The organism is Kitasatospora sp. NPDC085464 (genome assembly GCF_044541955.1).
GTDB lineage: Bacteria > Actinomycetota > Actinomycetes > Streptomycetales > Streptomycetaceae > Kitasatospora.
The window spans coordinates 322,208-345,374 of the sequence record NZ_JBITTM010000001.1 but is presented as its reverse complement, the minus strand read 5'-3'; the positions used below and the strand labels follow the sequence as shown (position 1 = coordinate 345,374).

Here is a 23,167-nt window from a genome sequence, read left to right as displayed (position 1 = left end):
GGCTCGTCACGCTGCGTGATGTGTCCTGGAAGTGCTGCTTCCACACAAGGAATTGACGCAACGTTGATCTGTCGTTCGCCGCCCGAGGGCAGTGGGGAGTGACTGTCGGTAGATACCATGTGGCAATCGGTCAGTGCTGGCCGACGCGTGCCGAGAGCGGAGAAGGGGTGGGGCGGCAGGAGCCGACCACGAGCCCGGCACCGGGGAAAGGGGACCGAAGTGGCCGACACGGATGACAAGCAGGCGAGTGCCCAGGTGTGGGGCGCGGCGGCGGTGGTGGCTTCCGCGCTGGCCGTGGTCGCGGCCTATCTGATCAACGGCGCCCTGCTGGTCCTCGCGGTCGCCGGGGTCGAGACCCTGCTGCTCATGGTCTACGTCGGCCGCCGCTGGCGCGCCCTGCACAGCCGTCCGTCCCCGGCCGGGCACCGTCCGCGCCGCGGGAGCCCGGACGCCGCGCACTGCGAGCGCTGCCGCCGGGCCCGGGAGGCGCTGGACGCCCGGCAGGCCCGCACCCGCACCCGCGCAGTGCGCCCGGAGCCGTCGGCGTCCCGGTCCTCCGCGGGGCGCCCGGCCGACCGGGAGCAGCGCGAGCGCGACGAGCGCCGGGCCGGACAGGAGCAGCACGAGCACCCGGACCACCACGAGCACCCGGAGCAGCACGAGGACCAGGCACACCACGAGGACCGGGCGCACCACGAGCACCCGGAGCCGGCCGCGCAGCCGGAGCCCGGTGCCGCCGACCACCTGCCGTACCTGCGCCACCCGCAGGTCCGGGCGCCGTACGAGCGGCCCTGGACGGCCGAACGGGCGGCCGCCCGGTCCGTGGACCGTTCGACCGCCCGTCGTGGTGCGCCGGGTTCAGCCGCCCGTGCTGTACGCCACCAGTGAGACGCCGACGTACTGCACGATGAACGCGCCGAGGGTGAAGGCGTGGAACACCTCGTGGAAGCCGAACCAGCGCGGTGAGGGGTCGGGCCGCTTGAGCCCGTACACCACGCCGCCGATGCTGTAGAGCACCCCGCCGACGATCATCAGCACCAGGACGGCGACTCCGCCGGTGTGCAGGAAGTCCGGCAGGAAGAACGCGGCGGCCCAGCCCAGTGCGAGGTACACCGGTGTGTACAGCCAGCGCGGCGCGCCGACCCAGAACACCCGGAAGGCGATCCCGGCGAGCGCGCCGCCCCAGACCGCCCAGAGCAGCAGCTGCTGGTTCGCGCCCTTGAGCAACAGGATCGTGAACGGCGTGTAGGTGCCCGCGATGATCAGGAAGATGTTCGCGTGGTCCAGCCGGCGGAGCACCGCGTCGCCGCGCGGGCCCCAGTCGAAGCGGTGGTACACCGCGCTGACCCCGAACAGCAGCCAGGCGCTGACCGAGTAGATCGCGCACGCGATCTTGGCGGGCGTGGAGTCGGCCAGGCAGATCAGCACGATCCCGGCGGCCACCGTGGCGGGGAACATCGCGGCGTGCAGCCAGCCGCGCCACTTCGGCTTGCTCTCCCCGTTCTCGACGGGGCCCTCCGCGAGGCTCTCAGCGAGCGCAGCAGCAGTCATGCGCAGCATGTTACCGGCTACCTACGGATCCGTAGGTTACTGACGCGTAGGAAGTGGCGATCGTCACTCTTGGACGTTTTGGAGTATTTGGAGTGTGGCCTCGCCCACTCCGTCCGGGACGTGAGCGACCTGTTACCCGCGAGTAATCATACTTAATGTAGTAAAAGATGCGTCAATTTCGACGCCACGGGGCGTTCAGGCCTTGAGCCCGGAGCTACGCTGCAAGCACCCTCAGACCCCCGCAACGCCGTCTCTTCGCCGAGATGGCGTGAAACGGAGCGATCGTGTCGTACGAGATCTCTGCTCTCAGCGCATCCGCGCCCACCCGCCACAAGCAGCTGCTCGCTTGGGTGAGCGAGATCGCCGAGCTCACCCAGCCGGACCGCATCGAGTGGTGCGACGGCTCCGACGAGGAGTACCAGCGCCTCGCGGACCTGCTGGTGGCTCAGGGCACCTTCAAGAAGCTCGACGAGGACAAGCGCCCCAACTCCTACTACGCCGCCTCGGACCCGACGGACGTGGCGCGCGTGGAGGACCGCACCTACATCTGCTCCGAGCAGGAGAAGGACGCCGGACCGACCAACAACTGGAAGGCCCCCGCCGAGATGCGCGAGGTCTTCCAGGGCGAGCAGGGCCTCTTCCGCGGCGCGATGAAGGGCCGCACGATGTACGTCGTGCCCTTCTCGATGGGCCCGGTCGGCTCCCCGCTGGCCGCGTACGGCGTCGAGATCACCGACTCCGCCTACGTCGCCGTGTCGATGCGCGTGATGACCCGCATGGGCCAGGCCGTGCTGGACCAGCTGGGCGAGGACGGCGACTTCGTCAAGGCCGTGCACACCGTCGGCGCCCCGCTCGCGGAGGGCGAGGCGGACGTGGCGTGGCCGTGCAACAGCACCAAGTACATCTCGCACTTCCCGGAGACCAAGGAGATCTGGTCCTTCGGCTCGGGCTACGGCGGCAACGCCCTGCTCGGCAAGAAGTGCTACGCGCTGCGCATCGCCTCGACCATGGCCCGCGACGAGGGCTGGCTGGCCGAGCACATGCTCATCCTGAAGCTCACCCCGCCGAGCGGCGACGCCAAGTACGTCGCGGCCGCCTTCCCCTCGGCCTGCGGCAAGACCAACCTGGCCATGCTCCAGCCGACCGTCCCGGGCTGGAAGGTCGAGACGATCGGCGACGACATCGCCTGGATGCGCTTCGGCGCCGACGGCCGCCTGTACGCCATCAACCCCGAGGCCGGCTTCTTCGGCGTCGCCCCCGGCACCGGCGTGGACACCAACGCCAACGCCATCGACACCCTCTGGGGCAACACCGTCTTCACCAACGTCGCCCTCACCGACGACGGCGACGTGTGGTGGGAGGGCCTCACCGAGGAGCCCCCGGCGCACCTGACCGACTGGCGCGGCAACGACTGGACCCCCGAGTCCGGCACCCCGGCCGCCCACCCGAACGCCCGCTTCGCCGTCCCGGCCGCGCAGTGCCCGACCATCGCCCCGGAGTGGGAGGACCCGGCGGGCGTGCCGATCTCGGCGATCCTGTTCGGCGGCCGCCGCGCCACCGCCGTCCCGCTGGTGACCGAGTCCTTCGACTGGCAGCACGGCGTCTTCCTCGGCGCCAACATCGCCTCCGAGAAGACCGCCGCCGCCGAGGGAACCGTCGGCGAGCTGCGTCGCGACCCGTTCGCGATGCTGCCGTTCTGCGGCTACAACATGGGCGACTACTTCGCCCACTGGCTGAAGGTCGGCGCCCAGGCGGACGCCGCCAAGCTGCCGAAGATCTACTACGTCAACTGGTTCCGCAAGAACGCCGAGGGCAAGTTCGTCTGGCCCGGCTACGGCGAGAACAGCCGCGTGCTCAAGTGGATCGTCGAGCGGCTGGAGGGCACCGGCGAGGGCGTCGAGACCCCGATCGGCGTGCTGCCGACCGTCGAGGGCTTCGACCTCGGTGACCTGAAGCTGACCCAGGAGGACCTCGACCTGCTCTTCACCGTGGACGCCGACCTCTGGCGCCAGGAGGCCGCGCTCGTGCCGGCCCACCTGGAGACCTTCGGCGACCACACCCCGAAGGAGCTGTGGGACGAGTACCGGAGCCTCGTCGCGCGCCTCGGCTGAGCCTGAGCCTCAACCGAGCGAGAGGCGGTCGCGCGGCACGAACCGAGCGCCCCGCCGATGCGACAGGACGGCCGGAGTTCCGCCGGACGATCTTTCCCCGACCAAGGAGATCGTCCGGACCGGGACTCCGGCCGTAGTGTTTTCCGCGCCCCGGGCACCGCCCGCCGCGGTGCCCGCAGCGCCCGGTGCCGGGTGCTGCGGGCGGGCGGTGTCAGAGGCGGGTGATCGCGGTGATCCAGGCCTGGTTGCCCTGGCAGACGCCCACCGTGGACCCCTGCCACTGGCGGGCCGGGGCGCCGTTGTCGGTGCGCCAGTCGGCGATCTCCAGGAGGAAGGCGGAGTTGAGGTTGGCCAGGCCGAGCTCGTTGCGCGAGCCGATGGAGCCGGCGTAGTTCCAGTGCTGGTTCCAGCCGCCGGTGCAGTCCCACTGGCGGGCCGGGGCGCCGTTGTCGTGGCTCCAGTCGGCGATCTCCAGGCACTTGCCGGAGTTGCGGTTCACCAGGCGGAAGCCGCCGCTGTCGGGCACGTAGTCCCAGCGCTGGTTGGCGCCGCCGGTGCAGTCCCACTGGCGGGCCGGGGCGCCGTTGTCGTGGCTCCAGTCCGCGATCTCCAGGCACTTGCCGGAGTTGGCGTTCACGACGGTGCTCGACGTCGGGATGCGGAAACCGCCGGTGGAGGCGGAGGCGGGCGTGGCCGGCAGGGCGGTGGTCAGCGCGATGGCGGCGACCGAGACGGCCGCGGCGACGCGGGCGCGGGTGAGCGGAATGCGGATGGTCAAGACGGACCGGTCCCTTGCAGAGGAGTGGGGGCAGGGGAGCGGAGCCGTCCGGGCGGTGGAGCGCCGCGGTGTCCGCGTCGGCCCGGGCCGCGGCGCACTGCCGACCGGCTCGTCCCCCCTACGGCCCGGAGAGGAATCCGGGCCGCCGACGCGCGGGAATCCTACGGCCCTGCCGGTGAACCTCGGTCAAAGGAACGGTCAAGGCTGGGTATAGCCGCCGAGGAAGTCGCCGATCCGGGTCACCGCGTCGGTGATCTCCTCGGCCCGCGGCAGCGTGACCAGCCGGAAGTGGTCCGGCTCGGGCCAGTTGAAGCCGGTGCCCTGGACCAGCAGGATGCGCTGGGAGCGCAGCAGGTCGAGGACCATCCGGGCGTCGTCCTTGATCTTGTGGACCTTCGGGTCCAGCCGCGGGAACGCGTACAGGGCGCCCTTGGGCTTGACGCAGCTGACCCCGGGGATCTGGTTCAGCAGCTCGTACGCGGCGTCGCGCGAGGCGAGCAGGCGTCCGCCGGGGAGCACCAGGTCGCGGACGGACTGCCGGCCGCCGAGCGCGGCGGCCACCGCGTGCTGGGCGGGCATGTTGGCGCACAGCCGCATCGACGCGAGCACGGTGAGGCCCTCGATGTAGCTGCGGGCCCGGGTGCGGTCGCCGGAGAGCACCATCCAGCCGGAGCGGAAGCCCGCGACGCGGTACGCCTTGGACAGGCCGTTGAAGGTGACGCAGAAGAGGTCCGGGGCCAGGGTGGCGAGCGGGACGTGCTCGGCGTCGTCGTAGAGGATCTTGTCGTAGATCTCGTCCGCGTAGACCACCAGGTCGTGCCGGCGGGCGATCTCGACGATGCCCTCCAGCACCTCGCGGGGGTAGACCGCGCCGGTCGGGTTGTTCGGGTTGATCACCACGATGGCCCTGGTCCGGTCGGTGACCTTGGCCTCGATGTCGGCGAGGTCCGGGTACCACTCGGACTGCTCGTCGCAGCGGTAGTGCACCGCGGTGCCGCCGGCCAGCGAGACCGAGGCGGTCCACAGCGGGTAGTCCGGCGCCGGGACGAGCACCTCGTCGCCGTCGTCCAGCAGGGCGGTCATGGCCAGCTGGATCAGCTCGGAGACGCCGTTGCCGAGGAAGACGTCGTCGACCGAGAGGCCGTGCAGCCCGCGGTCCTCGTAGTGCATGACCACCGCGCGGCGGGCGGAGAGCAGGCCCTTGGAGTCGCCGTACCCGTGCGCGTTCGAGAGGTTGCGCAGGATGTCCTGGAGGATCTCCGGGGGCGCCTCGAAGCCGAACGTGGCCGGGTTGCCGGTGTTGAGCTTGAGGATGCGGTGGCCCTGTTCCTCCAGCCGCATCGCCTCGTCGAGCACCGGGCCGCGGATGTCGTAGCAGACGTTGGCGAGCTTGCTGGACTGGATGACCTGCATGTCTGCCTACTTTAGGGGTACGGACGACCCCGGCGGTGGTCCTCCGGGAAGGTGCTCCGGAGGGCCCGGAGGGGCCTCCTTGGATCGGCAGGCGGGGGCAACGGCGGGCCTTCCGAAGAGGGGGCGCACTGTCCGGAATGGTCCCGTATGCGAGGGGTGCAGGCGGGGTGCGACGCGGAACGAGACGGACGGCACATCGGGCGCCGCGCCCGGGGCGCGTCCGCCGGTCGTCGGACGCCGGACAGCGCCCGGCCCGGCGCGGGAGGATGTGGCCGGTTCGTCGATCGAGGAGGGGGTGCGCCGGTGGTGCCGGTCGTGGTCGCGGCGGTGCTGGTCGGTCTCCTGGCGGCTCCGCCGCTGCGCGGGCTGGTCGCCCGGTTCGCCGTGCCGGAGGGCGAGCCGTGGTGCGGGGCCTGCCCGTCGTGCGCGCGCGAGGTGCGCGTGCTGCCGCCGACCGGACGCTGCCCGGGCTGCCGGGAGCGGCTGGGCGCGGGCGCGTGGTCGGTCGAGACGGTCGCGGCGGCGGTGGCCGTCGCGGTGGCGTACGCGGCGGACGGGCCGGTGACCGCGGCGCTGGCCTGGGCCGCCGCGTTCGGGGTGGCACTCGGCTTCGTCGACGCCCGGGTGCGCCGGCTGCCGTACCGGCTGACCCTGCCGCTGCTCGGCGGGGTGGCCGCGCTGCTGGTGGTGGCGGCGCTGGCCGAGGGGAGGCCCGACGCCCTGCTGCGCTGCCTGCTGGTGGCTCTCGCGGTCGGCGCGGTGCTCGAACTGGCCGTCTGGGTCAGGGCGTTGGGGCCCGGGGACTCCCCGCTCGGGCTCGCCCTGGGCGGGTTGCTCGGCTGGTACGGCTGGTCGGTGGCGTTCGGCGGACTGTTCGCCGCGGCCGTGCTGGCCGGTCTGTGGGCGGTGCTGCGGGCCGCCGCCGCCCTGGTCCGCCGGCGCCCGGTGCGCGGACTCGACGTCCCGGTGGGCCCGTTCCTGCTGCTCGGTGCGCTCACGGCGGTGCTGGCCCGGTAGCGCGGTGCCGGGCGTACCGCGGAACGCGCGGAACGCGGCTGGGCCCGCCGTACCGGAGCGGTACGACGGGCCCCGCCGTCGGCGCGCCTGCCCCACCCTCAAGGAGCGGCGCGCCGGGGGAGGTGGGTCCTCAGGGCATCCGGTGGACGAACGGGCCGACCGTGTCGGAGAACGCGTTGCCGTTGTTGGCGTCCCAGTTGGTCGACCAGGTCATCGCGCCGCGGATGGTCGGCCACTTGGCCGGCGGCACGAAGCTGCCGCAGTTGTTGCCGGTGGCCAGGCAGTCCAGCGCGTTGTTCACCACGGTCGGGGAGACGTAGCCGCCGCCGGCCGCCCGGGTGGAGGCGGGGACGCCGATGCCGACCTGGTCCGGCCGCAGTCCGCCCTGGATGTGGGTGCAGACCTGCGAGGTGATGAAGTCGATGGTGCCCTGGTTGTAGACCTTGCCGTCGCAGCCGTTCATGCCGCCCGAGTTGTAGAACTGGGTGTTGACGACGGTGAGGATGTCCTTGGTCTTCAGCGCCAGCTGGAAGTAGGCGCCGGCGGTGCTGTACATCCCGATGGTCTCGGGGGCCATGGTCAGGACGAAGCCGGAGCCGACCTTGGCCTGCAGGGAGTGCAGCGCGTCGGCCAGCGGGCCGGGCTGGACGCCGTTCTCCAGGTCGACGTCGATGCCGTCGAAGCCGTAGTCCTTGATGATCGCGTAGGCGCTGTCGGCGAAGTTGGCCGCGGCGGTGGCGTCCCCGACGCTGATCGCGCCGTTCTGGCCGCCGATGGAGAGGACGACCTTCTTGCCGGCCGCCTTCTTGGCCTTGAGGTCGGCGCGGAACTGGGCGTCGGTGTAGCCGCCGAGCGCCTTGGACAGACCGGGGTCCAGCGTGAAGCCGATCGCGCCGGTGCGGGTCGGCACGGCGTCGGCGAAGGACACCGCGATGATGTCGTACGCGCTCTGGACGTCACTCAGGCGCTGCGGGGTCGAGTTGTTGTCGAAGTTCTGCCAGTAGCCGGTGACGGCGTGCGCCGGCAGGCCGGTGGTCGGCGGGGTGGTACCGGTCGGCGTGGCGGTGGGAGTGGGCGTCGCGGTCTGGGTGGGCGTGGCGGTGGGGGTCGCCGTGGGCGTGGCCGTGGGGGAGGCGGTGGCCGTCGCGGTCGGCGTGGGAGTGGGGGTCGCGGTCGGCGAGGGGGTGCCGGTGCCGCCGGGGCCGGCCAGCGCGACGTCGTCGGCGAGGTAGGCGCCCTGGCCGTACCAGCCGTGCAGGTACACGGTGACGCTGGTGGCGTTCGCCCCGGTGGTGAAGGTGGTGGACAGCTGGTTCCAGCTGTTCTGGTTGGACCAGGTGGAGGGGTCGGTGCCGCCGGTGCCGCGCGCGCCGAGGTAGACGTACGGGCCCTGGACCCAGGCGCTCAGCGTGTAGCTGGTGTTGGGCAGCACGCTGATGGTCTGGGTGCACTCGGCGGTGTCGCCGGCGCCCGGGGTCGCCTGCAGCGCGCCGGTGCCGGAGTGGACCGGCGAGGACACGGCGGCCGCGGCGCCGGTGCAGCTCCAGCCGCCCAGGCCGCCGTCGAAGCCGCCGTTGGTGACCAGGTTTCCGACCGCCGCGCCGGCGCCGCCGGCGAAGAGGGCGAGGCCGCCGCCGGCCAGGGCGAGGGCGGTGGCACCGGCCGCGACGGCCGGGAGGGGGCTGCGCCGGCGCTTGTGGGAGGGCTGGTTCGGCGTACGGGCCATGGGATGACGCTCCTGGGGGAGGAGGAGCGGCCGCCGCGGTGGGGGGCGCGGCGGCCGCGTGTGGGGGGAGGGCTTTGCGTCCGAGCAGGCCGTGGGAGGGCCCGGGGTGAGCCTGGGTGAGGGACGGCGGAGGGTCGTTCCGTCCCGGGTCACAAGCTGGACTAGACCATTGCTGGTCGTCAAGCACCGGACGGACGGCTTACGGTTCCGTTAAGGATCCGGAGACCGTTCCGTGTCCGCACCGCCACCGCCACCGGACGCCCCGGGCGGCTCCCGGACGACCGCCGGGCGCTCCCCCGAGGGCCCCGACGCGCTCCCTGCGACAGACTTCGCACAGGACCGTGACCAGACCGCTACCTGCGGCTTTACCGTGCGCGTGCCTGCCGGAGTAGGCTGCGCCGGGGTGGTGACGCACCCGCTGAACGAGCACGGAGGGGTCCGGGAAACATGGGTCTGCGCGATGTCGCCGAACGGACGCCGGGGCTGCGCACCCTGCTGGGCGGGATGTACGGGCTCTACGGCCGCCGGGTCGAGGTCCACCTCGCGCGCACCCCGCACCACATCGGCGTGATCCTCGACGGCAACCGCCGCTGGGCCAAGGCCGCGGGCGGTTCCACCGCCTACGGGCACCAGCGCGGCGCCGACAAGATCACCGAGTTCCTCGGCTGGTGCGACGAGACCCACGTCAAGGTCGTCACCCTCTGGATGCTCTCCACCGACAACCTGGACCGCCCGGCCGACGAGCTGGTCCCGCTGCTCGGCATCATCGAGGACGCCGTCACCGGCCTGGCGGCCGCCCGCCGCTGGCGGGTCCACCCGGTCGGCGCGCTGGACCTGCTCCCGCAGCACACCGCCGACGTGCTCAAGCGCGCCGCCGACGAGACCGCCGACATCGACGGCATCACGGTCAACGTCGCCGTCGGCTACGGCGGCCGGCACGAGATCGCCGACGCCGTCCGCTCGCTGCTCCAGGAACAGGCCGGCCGCGGCACCTCGATCGAGGAACTGGCCGAGATCCTGACCGTCGAGCACATCTCCGAGCACCTCTACACCCGCAACCAGCCCGACCCGGACCTGATCATCCGCACCTCGGGCGAGCAGCGGCTGTCCGGCTTCCTGCTCTGGCAGAGCGCGCACAGCGAGTTCTACTTCTGCGAGGCGTACTGGCCGGCCTTCCGCAAGGTCGACTTCCTGCGCGCCCTGCGCGCGTTCGAACAGCGCAACCGGCGGCTCGGGCTCTAGACCCGTCCTGGTCGCGGGCCCGCGGCCCCGGCCGGCGGCCGCGCGGCGAAGTGACCGCCGTAGGGCTGGCCTACCCGGGTGCCGCGCGAGGCCAAACGTTCACCGGCAATGATCCGTCAGTTCGCCGGGGGCGCGAATGCACCGCCCCCCGCCTGGGAATACTCCAGTCAGTCCGGCCCCGAGGCCACCGGGGCAGCGAGGCCGGCTTGCCGCGGATGACGCAGGGTCATCCGCTCTGGAGGCCTAGTGGTCAGTTCCAAGAGCCGCCGGACACCAGACCGGCGCACGTACGTTCTCGACACCAGCGTGCTCCTGGCGGACCCGCTCGCCATGACCCGCTTCGACGAGCACGAGGTCGTCCTGCCGGTGGTGGTCGTCACCGAGCTGGAGGCCAAGCGGCACCACCCGGAGTTGGGCTACTTCGCCCGCCAGGCGCTGCGACTGCTCGACGACTACCGCATCCGCCACGGCCGGCTCGACGAGCCGATCCCGGTCGGCGAGCTCGGCGGCACCATCAGGGTCGAGCTCAACCACTCCGACGTGTCGATACTGCCGGTCGGCTACCGCGCCGGCGGCGGTGAGGCGGACACCCGGATCCTCGCGGTCGCCCGCAACCTGCAGGCCGAGGGCTACGACGTCACCGTCGTCTCCAAGGACCTGCCGCTGCGGATCAAGGCCAGCTCGGTGGGCCTGCTCGCCGAGGAGTACCGGGCCGAGCTGGCGATCACCTCCGGCTGGACGGGCATGTCCGAGCTGCACGTCCCGGCCGATCAGGTGGACGCGCTGTTCGCGACCGGCCACGACGCCGGGGTGGACGTCGACGGGGTGGACGAACTGCCCGTCCACACCGGACTGGTGCTCACCTCGGAGCGCGGCCGCGCGCTCGGCCGGGTCACCGGCGACGGGCGGGTCCGGCTGGTGCGCGGGGAGCGCGAGGCGTTCGGGCTGCGCGGGCGCAGCGCCGAACAGCGGGTGGCGCTGGACCTCCTGCTCGATCCGGACATCGGCATCGTCTCGATGGGCGGCCGGGCCGGTACGGGCAAGTCGGCGCTGGCGCTGTGCGCGGGTCTGGAGGCGGTGCTGGAGCGGAGGCAGCACCGCAAGGTGATGGTCTTCCGGCCGCTGTACGCGGTCGGCGGTCAGGAGCTCGGCTACCTGCCGGGCTCCGAGGCGGAGAAGATGGGCCCCTGGGCGCAGGCGGTCTTCGACACCCTCTCCGCCGTCACCACGCCGGACGTGATCGAGGAGGTCATCTCCCGGGGGATGCTGGAGGTGCTGCCGCTGACCCACATCCGGGGGCGCTCGCTGCACGACGCCTTCGTGATCGTGGACGAGGCGCAGTCGCTGGAGCGGAACGTCCTGCTGACGGTGCTGTCCCGGATCGGCCAGGGCTCGCGGGTGGTGCTCACCCACGACGTGGCGCAGCGGGACAACCTCCGGGTGGGCCGGTACGACGGCGTGGTGGCGGTGGTGGAGAAGCTGAAGGGGCATCCGTTGTTCGCGCACATCACGCTCACGCGCTCGGAGCGTTCGCCGATCGCGGCGCTGGTCACGGAGATGCTGGAGGACATCCACCCGTGATCCGTCCCTGATCGGGACATAGTCGGACAATGCGGTCAATTCGCGCCCCGGGGCCCGCTCCTGACGGAGCGGGCCCCATCCGTTTCATCACATCGAGTGCTTTCCGTCCGGTGAACTCCGGGGTGGTGAATGTGACATGCGCCACGCGGGCGGGAATTGCGTCCGCGGTGTCCCGTGCGGCATGGTGAGGGTTCTGTCAGGCCCCGCGTACGGCGCGGCAGGGCTTCCGGACCCCGGGAGTCAGGCCCGGAAGGTCCGCCAACTCCGGTCGGTGGACGCATAATTGAACACCGATGAGCCGTACGCCGCCCGATTCCAACGCCCGGTCGCCTCACCTCGGCACCGGACGCCGGGCCAGCACCTCCCGTGACCAGAGCACCGTGCGGAGGTCCGTGCCAAGGGGCATGTTGCGTCCGCACGGTCACGCGTGGGCGATGCTGGAAGGAATCCATGTGACTCGGATCTCGGTCCGGGGAGTTGCTGTGGCCTCCGCCACCGCCGTCACCGCTGTCGGTGCCGTCGTCGGTATGGCCTCGGGCAGCGAGGGCAAGACCACGCAGACGGTCGACGTCGCCGGCGCGACCCTGCTTGCCGAAGTCCCCTCTGGCGCCCAGGCGCAGACCATCAGTGACAACATCGGCCAGCAGGCAACCGCCCAGCAGGCCTCCGCCGACGCAGCTGCCAAGGCCGCCGCGGAGCAGAAGGCCGCCGAGGAGGCCGCGCGCCAGAAGGCCGCCGCGGACGCCCAGGCGAAGGCCGACGCCCAGGCCAAGGCCGACGCGGACAAGGCTGCCAAGGCTGCCGACGACGCCCGCAAGGCTGCCGCCGAGGCCGCCAACCGGTCGAAGGCCCGTTCGGCGATGACTGCTGTCGACGGCAGCACCAACACGCCCCCGGTCTCGGTCAGCCCCGGCTCGGTCCAGGACCTGGCCCGGCAGATCGTCGGCAACGACGCCCAGTTCCAGTGCTTCAGCCAGATCGTGAAGCGCGAGAGCGGCTGGGACTACACCGCGACCAACAAGAGCTCCGGCGCGTACGGCCTCGTCCAGGCGCTGCCCGGCTCGAAGATGGCCTCGGTCGGCGCCGACTGGCGCACCAACCCGGCCACCCAGATCCAGTGGGGCCTCAACTACATGAACAGCCGCTACGGCAGCCCCTGCGGCGCCTGGTCGTTCTGGCAGGCCCACAGCTGGTACTAGGAGCGGCTGCTGCTGCGGCGGCGCACTCCGTGCGGCCCCGGCCGCTCGCCCTTCCCGGGCGGGCGGCCGGGGCCGTCGCCGTTCCTGGGCCGTCGCCGTTCCTGGGCCGGGGCGGCCGGCGTGCCGGCGGGAGAAGACGAACCGCGCCGCCCGGGCTGCGCTGACCAGTGCGCTCTCGGGCGGTGCGGTCCTGGATGCGGACGCGGGGCGCGGGGAGGGGTCCTGGTTGCTCCCCGCACCGGCCGGTCCGCCGGCGGTTGGCTCTCGATGCCCTCCGGAGCCGTGCTCTCCGGGGTCTCGTCCCGACTCCTCCCCAGCGAAGTGCATCCGAAACCAGCGGGAACATGGCGATTTGCCCCGGTTTCCGGAGTGAGGTCGTCGAATCGAACTGACCGGCGGCCGGACTCGCCGCACCCTCGCCGGGTAGCGTCATCCCTGACGGCCGCGGCAGGACCCGCGGCGTACCGCCGGGCACGGCGGACCGGGCAGGGGAGCGGTGGTAGCGAGGATGGCGCGGGGCGGAAAGGCCTTCAAGGCCGTGGCCAAGGGCATGGCCGTGGTGGCGAGCGCGGCCGCCGTGATCGAACGGCGCAGACGCGCCGCGATGGCGGCCGACCCGCATGAACTCGCCGTGCCCGTGCTCACGGAGGGTCACGCGCTCGTCGAGGGGCCCGTGCCGGCCGTCGAGGTGTCCGGCCCGGTGCCGGTCCCCAGGGCCGACCCCGCCCCGGCGCCCGCGGTGCCGGCGGGGGTGCCGGTCGCCGAGGCACCCGCACCCGTCGCACCGGCTCCGGCCGCGCCCACCGAGCCCACCGCGCACGCCGGGCTCGGCCGCGAGTACCACCCCGGTCGGCCCGCCACCCCCGCCGAGGCGGTGCCGTGGGGACTGCGGGTGGCCGCCGAGTCGACCTGGCGACTGCTGCTGCTCGGCGCCGCGCTCTACGTCGTCTTCTACGTGGTCGACATGCTGCGGCTGGTCGCCTTCTCGGTGCTGGCCTCGCTGTTGATCGCCGCGCTGCTGGAGCCCTCGGTGTCCTGGCTGCGCCGGCACGGGGCGCCGCGCTCGCTGGCGGCCGGCGTGGTCTTCCTGAGCGGCCTGGCCGGGATCGGACTGGTCGGCTGGTTCGTGGTCTGGCAGGTGAGCACCAACCTGCCGGACGTCACCGCCCAGGTCAAGGACGGTGTCAACCAGCTGCGGGACTGGCTGATCACCGGGCCGCTGCACCTGACCCAGCAGCAGATCAAGGACTTCGCCGACCAGATCACCAAGGCGATCACCACCAACACCGATCAGCTCACCTCGGCCTCGATCACCGGCGCGCAGATCGCCGTCGAGGTGCTGACCGCGCTGCTGATGACCTTCTTCACCACCTTCTTCCTCCTCTACGACGGTGAGCGGATCTGGAACTGGGCGCTGCGCGGGCTGCCCCGGCACTCCCGCTTCGCGATGGCCGGCGCCGGCCCGAAGGCGTGGGCGACGCTCACCGCCTACGTGCGCGGCACCGTGTGCGTGGCCTTCATCGACGCGGTCTGCATCGGGATCGGCATCGACCTGCTGGGCGTCCCGCTGGCGATGCCGCTGGCCGTGATCATCTTCCTGGGCGCCTTCGTCCCGCTGGTCGGCGCACTGGTCACCGGCACCGTCGCGGTGCTGATCGCCCTGGTCACCCAGGGGCCGTGGACGGCGCTGATGGTGCTGGTGGTGCTGATCGCGGTGATGCAGGTCGAGAGCCACATCCTGCAGCCGCTGATCCTCGGCCGGGCCGTCCGGGTGCACCCGCTGGGCGTGGTCCTCGGTGTCGCGGCCGGCGGCATCATCGGCGGCATCGGCGGCGCGGTCGTCGCCGTCCCGCTGATCGCCGTCACCAACACCGTGATCACCCACCTCCGCCGTCGCAACGAGGCCGGCCAGGCCGTGTTCGTCGCCCTCGAAGCCGCCCGCGAGGCCGCCGAGCGCACCGCCGCCACCCAGCCCACGGCTGCGGTCCAGCCGAACCAGGCGGTCCAGCCGAGCCCGGTCGCCCAGCCCGCCGCGGACTGACCCGCGCGGGCGTACCGGGAAACGGCGACGGGCCCCCTCCCGGACGTGTGTCCGGGAGGGGGCCCGCTCGGGTGCCGGGTGCGTCAGGCGGTGACGTCGGCGAGGGCGGCCTCGGAGTCGAGGACGCCGGCCACGGCCTGCAGGACGGCGGCGATCTTCATCGAGGCCTGGATGACCTCACGCTCGACGCCGGCCTTGCGCAGGACGGCCTCGTGCGAGTCGAGGCACTGGCCGCAGCCGTTGATGGCCGAGACGGCGAAGCACCAGAGCTCGAAGTCGACCTTCTCGACGCCCGGGGTGCCGATGATGTTCATCCGCAGACCGGCCCGCATCGTGCTGTACTCCTTGTCGGAGAGCAGGTGCAGCGTCCGGTAGTAGACGTTGTTCATCCCCATGATCGCGGCCGCGCCCTTGGCGGCGGTGTACGCCTCGGGGGAGAGGTTGGCCTTGGCCTCCGGCTCCAGCTCGCGCAGCAGACCGGCGCTGCGGCTGGCCATCGCGCAGGACAGCACGGTGCCCCAGAGCTGCTGGGCGGGGAGGTCGGAGTTGCCGATGACCGAGCCCAGGTTGAGCTTGAGGTCCTTGGCGTAGTCCGGGAGGGCGGCCTTCAGGTCGTCGAGAGCCATGGGTCAGCCCGCCAGCAGGGCCTGGGCGTCGAGGGTGTCCTCGCCCTTGTTCCAGTTGCACGGGCACAGCTCGTCGGTCTGCAGGGCGTCCAGCACCCGCAGGACCTCCTTGGGGTTACGGCCGACGGAGCCGGCGGTCACCATGACGAACTGGATCTCGTTGTTCGGGTCGACGATGAAGACGGCGCGCTGGGCGGTGCCGTCCTCGGCCTCGACGCCGCAGGCGCGCATCAGGTCGTGCTTGATGTCGGCCAGCATCGGGAAGGGCAGGTCGCGCAGGTCCTTGTGGTCCTTGCGCCAGGCGTGGTGCACGAACTCGGAGTCGCCGGAGACGCCGAGGACCTGGGCGTCACGGTCGGCGAACTCGTCGTTCAGCTTGCCGAACGCGGCGATCTCGGTCGGGCAGACGAAGGTGAAGTCCATCGGCCAGAAGAAGACGATCTTCCACTTGCCCTCGTAGGTCTTGTGGTTGATGTCAGCGAAGGCGCTCGCGGCGTCCAGGTCGACGCAGGCCTTGAGGTCGAACTCGGGGAACTTGTCACCGATCGTGAGCACGTTCGCTTCTCCTGAAGTGAGATGAGGGGAGCTTTGTCCGGATTCCGGACACCCAGCACGATTCCACATCGTGGACTGATCAGGGAAATAGCTACACTGGATGTGTCTGATCGGAGATTGCTATCAGTACCGAATCCCCCACGTCGCGGCCGGGCTCCCGGCGGAGCGCCGCCGCCAAGGCCGACCCGACTGTGACGAGTGCCACGGTCCGCAGTCCGCGCACCCCGACCGTCGCCCAGCTGCGGGCCTTCGTCGCGGTGGCCGAGCACCGGCACTTCCGGGAGGCCGCGGCGGCGACCGGGACCAGCCAGCCCGCGCTGTCCGGTGCGGTCGCGGCACTGGAGGAGTCGCTGGGCGCGCAGCTGGTCGAGCGTACGACGCGCAGGGTGATCGTCACGCCGCTGGGGGAGCGGGTGCACCAGCACGCCCGTCGGGTGCTCGCCTCGCTGCAGGCGCTCACCGAGGAGGTCGAGGCCGCCCGCCGCCCGTTCACCGGGCCGTTGCACCTGGGCGTCATCCCGACCGTCGCGCCCTACCTGCTGCCCACCGTGCTGCGGCTGGTCCGCGACCGCTTCCCGGAGCTGGAGCCGCACGTCCACGAGGAGCGCACCCCCTCGCTGCTGGAGGGCCTGGCCTCGGGGCGCCTGGACGTCCTGCTGCTCGCGCTCCCGGCCGGCGGGGCCTCCCCGACCCTGGACATCCCGCTCTTCGACGAGGACTTCGTCCTGATCACGCCGACCGACCATCCGCTCGCCGGGCGGGTCGACGTCCCGCGCGACGTGCTGCTCGACCTGGACGTGCTGTTGCTGGAGGAGGGCCACTGCCTGCGCGACCAGGCGCTGGACATCTGCCGCGAGGTCGGCGCCGACCCGGCGGGCTCGACCACCCGTGCGGCCGGGCTGTCCACGTTGGTCCAGCTGGTCGCCGGCGGCCTCGGGGTGACCCTGCTGCCCGCCACGGCGCTGGACGTCGAGGCCGGGCGCAGCGACCGGCTCGCCGCCGTCCGCTTCGCCGAGCCGGCGCCCGGCCGCCGGATCGGTCTGGCCGTCCGGCCCGGCTCGGCCCGCGGCGACGAGTACGAGCGCTTCGCGGCGGCGCTGCGCGAGGTGCTGGTCGAACTGCCGGTCCGGATCATCGGTTCCTGAGCGGAGGGGCCGCCCCGCGGGCTCCTAGAGGCCGGCGGGCGTGCCCAGGCAGAGCCCGACCGCGGTGGCCACCAGGACGTCCAGCGCCCGCAGGGTGTCCGGGCCGGGCTGCTCGCCGGGGGCGCGCAGCGACAGGTAACGGTCGGTCAGGCCGTGGAACCCGGTCAGGAAGTGGACGGCGATCTCCTCGGCGGGCGTGGCGAGTTGCAGGCCGTGCGCCGCGGCGAGCGCGGTGATCATCTCGGTCGCGGTGCCCTCGCTCTCCTGCTGGAGCCCCCGCATGATCTCCTGCAGGTCGGGGTCGCGCATCGCCAGCGCCGAGAACTCGGTGAGGAGCTGGCAGCGGCCGTCCGGTCCGGTCGAGCTCTCCCAGAGCGCGTGGACCAGCGTCCTGACCTGCTCGGTGAAGGAGCCGTCGCCGGGGTAGGCGTCGCGGACGTAGCCGATGAACTCGGCGGTCAGCTGCTCGATCACCGCCCGGTAGAGGTCCTTCTTGGTGCCGAAGGTGTAGTGCACCGTCGCCTGTGCCACGCCCAGTTCGGCCGCGATCGCGCGGGTGCTGCCGGCGGCGATCCCCTCCCGGGCCATCAGGTCGATGGCGGCCTGGACCAGCTGCGGGCGGCGTTCGGAGGCGGGGACATGAGCCATCCAGCCAGGGTATCGCCATGGTCGGCCAACTGTGTCAGATGATTCGGTCGAATGCATCTGTCGGTCGACTTTGTCACGCGACAAGGTTGCGCGTACGGTGGAGCGAGACCTGCCCTGACCGACTCCGAGGGACCACCCATGGCCACGTACCTGTACCGACTGGGCCGCTTCTGCTTCCGCCGAAGGCGTGCCGTCCTGGCCGTCTGGATCGCCGTGCTGATCGCGGTCGGTGGGGCCGCGGGTGCGTTCGCCGGCAAGACCAGCGACGAGTTCAAGGTGCCCGGCACCGAGGCGCAGACGACGCTGGACCGGATCAAGGACACCTTCCCGGCGCAGGGTCACGCATCCGCCCAGGTCGTCTTCGCCGCCCCCGCGCCCGGCGGTGCCACCGCGCCAGAGGCGGCCGCGGCGGTCGGCGCGGCCGTCGACCGGATCGCCCACGTCCCCGGTGTGGCCGCGGTGCCCGACCCGTACGCGACCGGCGCCGTCTCGCCCGACGGCCGGGTGACGATCGCCCTGGTCTCCTTCGACCACAAGCTCGCCGACGTCACCGACCAGCAGCGCGACGCGGTCAGGGCGGCGGCCGAACCGGCCCGCGCGGCCGGGCTGGACGTGGCCTTCGGCGGCGACGCGTACAACAAGTTCGCCCAGATCGAGGGCGGCTCCGAGTCGATCGGCCTGGTGGTGGCCGGGGTGGTGCTGGTGATCACCCTGGGCACGCTGGTCGCGGCCGGGCTGCCGCTGCTGACCGCGCTGGTCGGCGTCGCCGTGGCGATGGCCGGACTGCTGGCGCTCACCGGCTCGTTCCAGATCATCACCACCGCACCGGTGCTGGCCCTGATGGTCGGCCTCGCGGTCGGCATCGACTACGCGCTGTTCATCCTGTTCCGTCACCGGCGCCACCTGGACGAGGGACTGGAGCCGGAGGAGGCCGCCGCCCGTGCCACCGCGACCGCCGGAAGCGCCGTCGTCTTCGCCGGCCTGACCGTGGTCGTCGCGCTCGCCGGGCTCGCCGTCGCGGGCGTCCCGTTCCTCACCGTGATGGGCCTGGCCGCCTCCGGCGCCGTCGTGGTGGCCGTCCTGGTCGCCATCACGCTGCTGCCCGCGGTGCTGGGCTTCGTCGGCCGCGCCGTCGACCGGCTGCCGGTCTGGAAGCGGGCCCTGCGCACCTCCGGCAGGACCGCCATGGGCGAGCGCTGGGCCCGCTTCGTGGTCCGCCGGCCGCTGCCCGTCCTGCTCGTCGGCCTGGCCGGGCTGGGCGTCATGGCGGTGCCCGCGGCGAGTCTGGACCTCGGCCTGCCGGGCGGCGGCTCGCAGGCCGTCGGGACGGACGCGCGCAAGGCGTACGACCTGGTCAGCGACAGCTTCGGGCCCGGCTTCAACGCGCCCCTGGTGGTGGTCGTGGACGCCCAGGGCGCGCCGCACCCGGAGCAGGCGGTGCAGGGCGTGGCGGGCAGGCTGCAGAGCCTGGAGGGCGTCCGGACGCTGCTGCCGCCGCAGGTCGACCCGAGCGGCCGGACCGCGCTGGTGCCCGTCATCCCGCGGACCGGACCGGACGACGAGGGCACCAAGGCGCTGGTCGACGAGATCCGCGGGCAGCGCGCCGAGCTGAAGTCCGCCACCGGCGCGGACATCGCCGTCACCGGCACCGCCGCCGCCAACATCGACGTCTCCACCAAGCTCGGCCAGGCCCTGCCGCCGTTCGTCGCCGTGATCGTCGGCATCGCGCTGGTGCTGCTCGCGCTGGCGTTCCGCTCGGTGCTCGTGCCGATCAAGGCGGTGCTCGGCTTCCTGCTCAGCATCGGCGCCTCGCTCGGCGCGGTGGTCGCGGTCTACCAGTGGGGCTGGCTGGACGGCGTGATCGACGTGCCGAAGGTCGGTCCGGTGGTCAGCTTCGTGCCGATCCTGCTGATCGGGGTGCTGTTCGGGCTGGCGATGGACTACGAGCTGTTCCTGGTCTCCGGGATGAAGGAGCAGCACGTCCACGGCAAGGCGCCGCGCGAGGCGGTCGTGGGCGGGGTCAAGGGCGGCGCCCGGGTGGTGACGGCGGCCGCGCTGATCATGATCTCGGTCTTCGGGGCCTTCGTCTTCGGCCACGACCCGATCGTCCAGCCGATCGGATTCGCCCTCGCGGTGGGCGTGCTGGTGGACGCCTTCGTGGTGCGGATGGCGCTGGTGCCGGCCGCGATGGCGCTGTTCGGCCGGGCCGCCTGGTGGTTCCCGAAGCCGCTGGAGAAGGTCGTGCCGAGGGTGGACATGGAGGGCGAGCAGCTGATCGCGCGGCTGCAGGAGCAGCCCGCGAAGGAGCCGGTCGGGGTCTGAACACCCCGGTCGAGGGCGCCCGGGAGGTGTCCGAGCGGCGCCCGGTGGGATCACTTCCGCCGGGCGCCGGCGCATGTCCCGTCGGGCGGGGCCGTCGGACGGCCTACGGCTGCGGCAGCCGCTGCTCGAACCAGACCACCTTGCCGGTGCCCAGCCGGGTCGCGCCCCAGCGGTCCGCGCACCTCGCCACTATCTGCAGCCCGCGCCCGCGCTCGTCCTCCGGGCCGGCCCGGCGCGGGCGCGGCAGCAGCGGGCTGTCGTCGCCGACCTCGCAGCGCAGCCGGGTGGTGCGCACCAGGCTCAGGGTGATCGGCCGGGTCGCGTGCTGGACGGCGTTGGTCACCAGCTCGCTGACCATCAGCGCGGTCGCCTCGCTGAGCTCGTCCAGCCCCCAGCGGCGCAGGGTGTGCGCGGCCAGCCGGCGCGCCCGGCCAGGCGTCTCGTTGCGCGGCTGCAGGTACCAGTGCGCGACGTCCCCGGCCGGGATGCCGTCGAAGCAGGCGCCGAGCAGGGCGATGTCGTCCCCGCGGTCGCCGGGCGGCAGGATCCGCAGCGCCTCCATGCACAGCTGCTCGGGGGACTGCCAGCGGGCGGCGGCGATCCGGGCGCGCAGCACCTCCAGGCCGTCGCTGATCGGGCGGGTGCGGGTCTCCACCAGGCCGTCGGTGAACAGCAGCAGCGCCGAGCCGGGCGGCGCGGGCAGCTCCACCGAGTTGAAGTCCACCCCGCCGACCCCGATCGGCGCCCCGGAGTCCAGCTCCACCAGCTCGGCCGTCCCGTCCGGGCGGACCAGCACCGGCGGGACGTGCCCGGCGTTGGCCAGCACCACCCGGTTGGCGATCGGGTCGTAGACCGCGTACACGCAGGTGGCCAGGTGCTGTTCGCGGCCGAGCCGCTGGGCCTGCTCGTCCAGGTGGTAGAGCACCTCGTGCGGCGGCAGGTCGAGGGCGGCCAAGGTCTGGGCGCTGGTGCGCAGTTGGCCCATGATGGCGGCCGAGGTGAGCGAGTGGCCCATCACGTCGCCGACGATCAGGGCGACCCGGTTCCCGGGCAGCGGCACGGCGTCGTACCAGTCGCCGCCGACCTGCGCGCCGCGCTCGCCGGGCAGGTAGCGCTGGGCGATCCGGACCCCGTGCGGCTGCGGCAGGCGCAACGGCAGCATGCTGCGCTGGAGTTCGTTGGCTATCTCCCACTCGCGGGCGTACCGCAGGGCGGTGTCCACGGCCAGCCCGGCCTGGGTGGCGAGGTGCGCCGCGGTCGCGGTGTCCGCGGCGTCGAAGACCGGGCGGCCGGTGCGTTCGGGAGGGCGGCGGATCAGCACCAGCAGTCCGAGGACGGCCTTGCGGCCGCGCAGCGGCAGGGCGACCACGGAGGTGCCCGCGGCCAGCCGCGCCACCCCGCGGGTGCCGTACAGCTCGCGCAGCAGCACCTCGGTGCGCTCGGCGCCGGGCGTGCCGAGGACGGCCGCTTCCGCGGGGCGACGGCTCAGCAGGGCGTGCGCGAGCGCCCCGCCGCGGGTCACCGGGGTGGCCGGGCCGCTGTCGGCCGTCGAGCGGGCGCCGTAGCGGGAGCGGCGCCGGTCGTCGAAGCCGCCCGGACGGCCGCGGCGGCCGATCCGGGTGCCGGTGCTGTGGTGGATCCGCAGCTCCTCCGGGAAGCCGGGCTCGCGTTCGACGTTGGGCAGCGGGTCGCGGAGGTGGACCACGGCGGCGTCGGCCAGGGTAGGGACCAGCACTCGGCCGATGTTGCGCAGCGTCGCGGCCAGGTCGAGGGCGCTGTTGATCCGCCGGGTCGCCGAGTCGAGGTACGCGAGGCGGTCCGCCACGTCGGCGCGCTCCGGCCGCGCGGCCGGCGTCCTCGTCGGGGCCTGCGCCCGGGCCGGGACCTGGCGGCGCTGGCCCGGGACGGCGGGCGGCTGCTCCGCCTCGGTCTTGAGCTGGTCGCGCACGGCTGCCTGTCCTGGATTCTGTGTGGTCGGTGGGTGTTCCGTGGGTGGGTGTTCCGGTCGATCGGTCGGTCAGCCGACGCGTCGACAGCACAGGAACAGCTGTTCCTCCGGCGGCAGCGAGGTACTGGCCGGCGCGTACGGATGCCCCGAACACTCCTCGACGGCGAAGCCGGCCGCGACCAGAACCCGCTCCAGATCCTCCCTCAGATACCCACTGATCCGCAGCTCTCTGCCAAGGAACGGAAGCGGAACGTGATCCAGGTCCGCCTCGACCATACCGAGCGCCAGCAGTCCGCCCGGCCGCAGGAGTTCGTGCAGGCGCCGGAGAACGGTGGGGATCTCGTCCTGCGGCAGCAGGATCAACGAGAAGAAGGCGGTGACGGCGGCGAAGGCGCCGTGGCCGACGGGGCCGAGCCCGGGGGCGTTCCAGACCCGGTCGGCGCGCGCGGTGGCCAGATCGTACAGGTCGATCCGATGGAACACCGGCGGGAACGAGCCGGGGAACGCCGCCCGCCGGGCCAGCGAGAGCATCACGTCGGAGAGGTCCACGCCGGTCACCCGCAGCCCGGCCCCGGTCAGCTGGCGGACGGTCGGCTCGCCGGTGCCGCAGCCCACGTCCAGGACCCGGGCGCCGGGTTCGAGCTCGGCGAGCAGCCGCCGGCCGCAGGCCAGCTGCCCGTCCTTGGCGGGGAACGCCTCGCCGTACCCCGCGCCGATGGTGTCGAAGGCGACCGCCTGCAGGGCCCGGGCCGCGCGGCGCCGTCGTACCTCGGGTTCGTCGTCCCCCGCGTCCTCGCCGACGGGGAACGCGTCCGATATCTGTCCGGTCGTCACGTTGAGAGGCACCCTTCCACCCGTGGCCTCCGGTCGGCTCCTCTGCGGCCCCGCGGGCCGTTGCCGGTGGCGGTGTGTCACGCTCCCCGCAGCACAGAGACGACTGCACCCAGACCCGCTCTGCGGCAGACACTCGTGTGCGTACTGGCATCTGAGAATATGCGTGATCACTGCGTCGTGGGGTCCCTTTCCGGCCAACTCGTCGCGCTTGGGTCGATGTGGCCGGGGTTGCGGAAGCACGACGGTGCGGGCAGGGGTGGTGCGCCGGACCCCGCACGCCGTACGGCGCGCCGGGGTGGCGCCGCTGACCTGCGGTTTCTCCGGTCCGCAGGCAGACTGTCGGTCGTTTATCGAACGTCAATCGGTCCGGTGCACAGTGGAGTCCAGCGCCGGGGAAGCGTTGAGGGCGCTCCCGCAGCCGGGGGGCTGC

General features: G+C 72.7%; 18 protein-coding genes. 9 read left to right on the top strand and 9 right to left on the bottom strand.

The genetic code is table 11. From position 1 onward, the window contains the following. Positions 1-219: 219 nt before the first annotated feature. Positions 220-888 carry a hypothetical protein gene (locus ACIGG8_RS01515; RefSeq protein WP_396544679.1) on the top strand — a complete coding sequence of 223 codons (669 nt, stop codon included), beginning with the start codon at positions 220-222 and terminating at the stop codon, positions 886-888. Here ACIGG8_RS01515 and ACIGG8_RS01510 read toward each other — a convergent pair. Continuing rightward, positions 859-1,551 (bottom strand): hemolysin III family protein, encoded by a 693-nt coding sequence (locus tag ACIGG8_RS01510; protein ID WP_396544677.1) that lies wholly within the window; start codon positions 1,549-1,551, stop codon positions 859-861. The two genes, ACIGG8_RS01515 and ACIGG8_RS01510, sit on opposite strands and share 30 nt — an antisense overlap. 284 nt (positions 1,552-1,835) lie before the next feature. Here ACIGG8_RS01510 and ACIGG8_RS01505 point away from each other — a divergent pair, with 284 nt between their 5' ends. Beyond that, positions 1,836-3,662, top strand: coding sequence for a phosphoenolpyruvate carboxykinase (GTP) (locus ACIGG8_RS01505; protein WP_396544675.1), 1,827 nt, complete (start codon positions 1,836-1,838; stop codon positions 3,660-3,662). Positions 3,663-3,873: 211 nt separating this feature from the next. On the opposite strand, the gene ACIGG8_RS01500 is transcribed toward ACIGG8_RS01505, so the two are convergent. Continuing rightward, on the bottom strand, positions 3,874-4,440 hold the full coding sequence (locus ACIGG8_RS01500) for an RICIN domain-containing protein (protein ID WP_396544673.1): 567 nt from the start codon (positions 4,438-4,440) through the stop codon (positions 3,874-3,876). A 198-nt stretch (positions 4,441-4,638) separates the two neighbouring features. Then, positions 4,639-5,853 (bottom strand): pyridoxal phosphate-dependent aminotransferase, encoded by a 1,215-nt coding sequence (locus ACIGG8_RS01495; protein WP_396544671.1) that lies wholly within the window; start codon positions 5,851-5,853, stop codon positions 4,639-4,641. 303 nt (positions 5,854-6,156) lie between these two features. On the opposite strand from ACIGG8_RS01495, the gene ACIGG8_RS01490 reads away from it, so the two are divergent. Beyond that, complete coding sequence (locus tag ACIGG8_RS01490) at positions 6,157-6,870, top strand: prepilin peptidase (protein ID WP_396544669.1); 714 nt, start codon at positions 6,157-6,159, stop codon at positions 6,868-6,870. Between the two features lie 130 nt (positions 6,871-7,000). On the opposite strand, the gene ACIGG8_RS01485 is transcribed toward ACIGG8_RS01490, so the two are convergent. Continuing rightward, positions 7,001-8,596, bottom strand: a complete 1,596-nt coding sequence (locus ACIGG8_RS01485) for a chitinase (RefSeq protein WP_396544667.1) — start codon at positions 8,594-8,596, stop codon at positions 7,001-7,003. 447 nt (positions 8,597-9,043) lie between these two features. On the opposite strand from ACIGG8_RS01485, the gene ACIGG8_RS01480 reads away from it, so the two are divergent. From ACIGG8_RS01480 to ACIGG8_RS01465, 4 genes are all read left to right on the top strand, one after another. Then, entirely contained in the window at positions 9,044-9,838 is a 795-nt protein-coding gene (locus tag ACIGG8_RS01480) for an isoprenyl transferase (RefSeq protein WP_350522209.1), read from the top strand. 246 nt (positions 9,839-10,084) lie between these two features. After that, positions 10,085-11,419 (top strand): PhoH family protein, encoded by a 1,335-nt coding sequence (locus ACIGG8_RS01475; RefSeq protein WP_396544665.1) that lies wholly within the window; start codon positions 10,085-10,087, stop codon positions 11,417-11,419. A gap of 452 nt (positions 11,420-11,871) precedes the next feature. Continuing rightward, positions 11,872-12,618 carry a transglycosylase SLT domain-containing protein gene (locus ACIGG8_RS01470; protein WP_396544663.1) on the top strand — a complete coding sequence of 249 codons (747 nt, stop codon included), beginning with the start codon at positions 11,872-11,874 and terminating at the stop codon, positions 12,616-12,618. A 508-nt stretch (positions 12,619-13,126) separates the two neighbouring features. Next, positions 13,127-14,659, top strand: coding sequence for an AI-2E family transporter (locus tag ACIGG8_RS01465; RefSeq protein ID WP_396544661.1), 1,533 nt, complete (start codon positions 13,127-13,129; stop codon positions 14,657-14,659). A gap of 83 nt (positions 14,660-14,742) precedes the next feature. Here ACIGG8_RS01465 and ACIGG8_RS01460 read toward each other — a convergent pair whose 3' ends face one another. Further along, positions 14,743-15,285, bottom strand: coding sequence for an alkyl hydroperoxide reductase (locus ACIGG8_RS01460; protein WP_350522205.1), 543 nt, complete (start codon positions 15,283-15,285; stop codon positions 14,743-14,745). 3 nt (positions 15,286-15,288) lie between these two features. After that, positions 15,289-15,840: a peroxiredoxin gene (locus ACIGG8_RS01455; RefSeq protein WP_350522204.1), complete on the bottom strand. Its 552-nt coding sequence runs from the start codon at positions 15,838-15,840 to the stop codon at positions 15,289-15,291. A gap of 191 nt (positions 15,841-16,031) precedes the next feature. Between ACIGG8_RS01455 and ACIGG8_RS01450 the strand changes: the two genes are divergently transcribed. Then, positions 16,032-16,985 (top strand): LysR substrate-binding domain-containing protein, encoded by a 954-nt coding sequence (locus ACIGG8_RS01450; RefSeq protein ID WP_350522203.1) that lies wholly within the window; start codon positions 16,032-16,034, stop codon positions 16,983-16,985. Between the two features lie 24 nt (positions 16,986-17,009). Here ACIGG8_RS01450 and ACIGG8_RS01445 read toward each other — a convergent pair whose 3' ends face one another. Further along, the gene (locus ACIGG8_RS01445) at positions 17,010-17,633 is read right to left on the bottom strand and encodes a TetR/AcrR family transcriptional regulator (RefSeq protein WP_396544657.1); all 624 of its coding nucleotides are present in this window, start codon (positions 17,631-17,633) and stop codon (positions 17,010-17,012) included. Positions 17,634-17,771: 138 nt separating this feature from the next. Here ACIGG8_RS01445 and ACIGG8_RS01440 point away from each other — a divergent pair, with 138 nt between their 5' ends. Continuing rightward, the gene (locus ACIGG8_RS01440) at positions 17,772-19,955 is read left to right on the top strand and encodes an MMPL family transporter (RefSeq protein WP_396544655.1); all 2,184 of its coding nucleotides are present in this window, start codon (positions 17,772-17,774) and stop codon (positions 19,953-19,955) included. 103 nt (positions 19,956-20,058) lie between these two features. Here the strand turns inward: ACIGG8_RS01440 and ACIGG8_RS01435 are convergent, their stop codons facing one another. Both ACIGG8_RS01435 and ACIGG8_RS01430 read right to left on the bottom strand, forming a co-directional pair. Beyond that, positions 20,059-21,903, bottom strand: coding sequence for an ATP-binding SpoIIE family protein phosphatase (locus ACIGG8_RS01435; RefSeq protein ID WP_350522200.1), 1,845 nt, complete (start codon positions 21,901-21,903; stop codon positions 20,059-20,061). A 69-nt stretch (positions 21,904-21,972) separates the two neighbouring features. After that, a complete protein-coding gene (locus tag ACIGG8_RS01430; RefSeq protein ID WP_396544653.1) occupies positions 21,973-22,737 on the bottom strand; it encodes a class I SAM-dependent methyltransferase in 765 nt (254 codons plus the stop codon). Positions 22,738-23,167 lie beyond the last annotated feature (430 nt).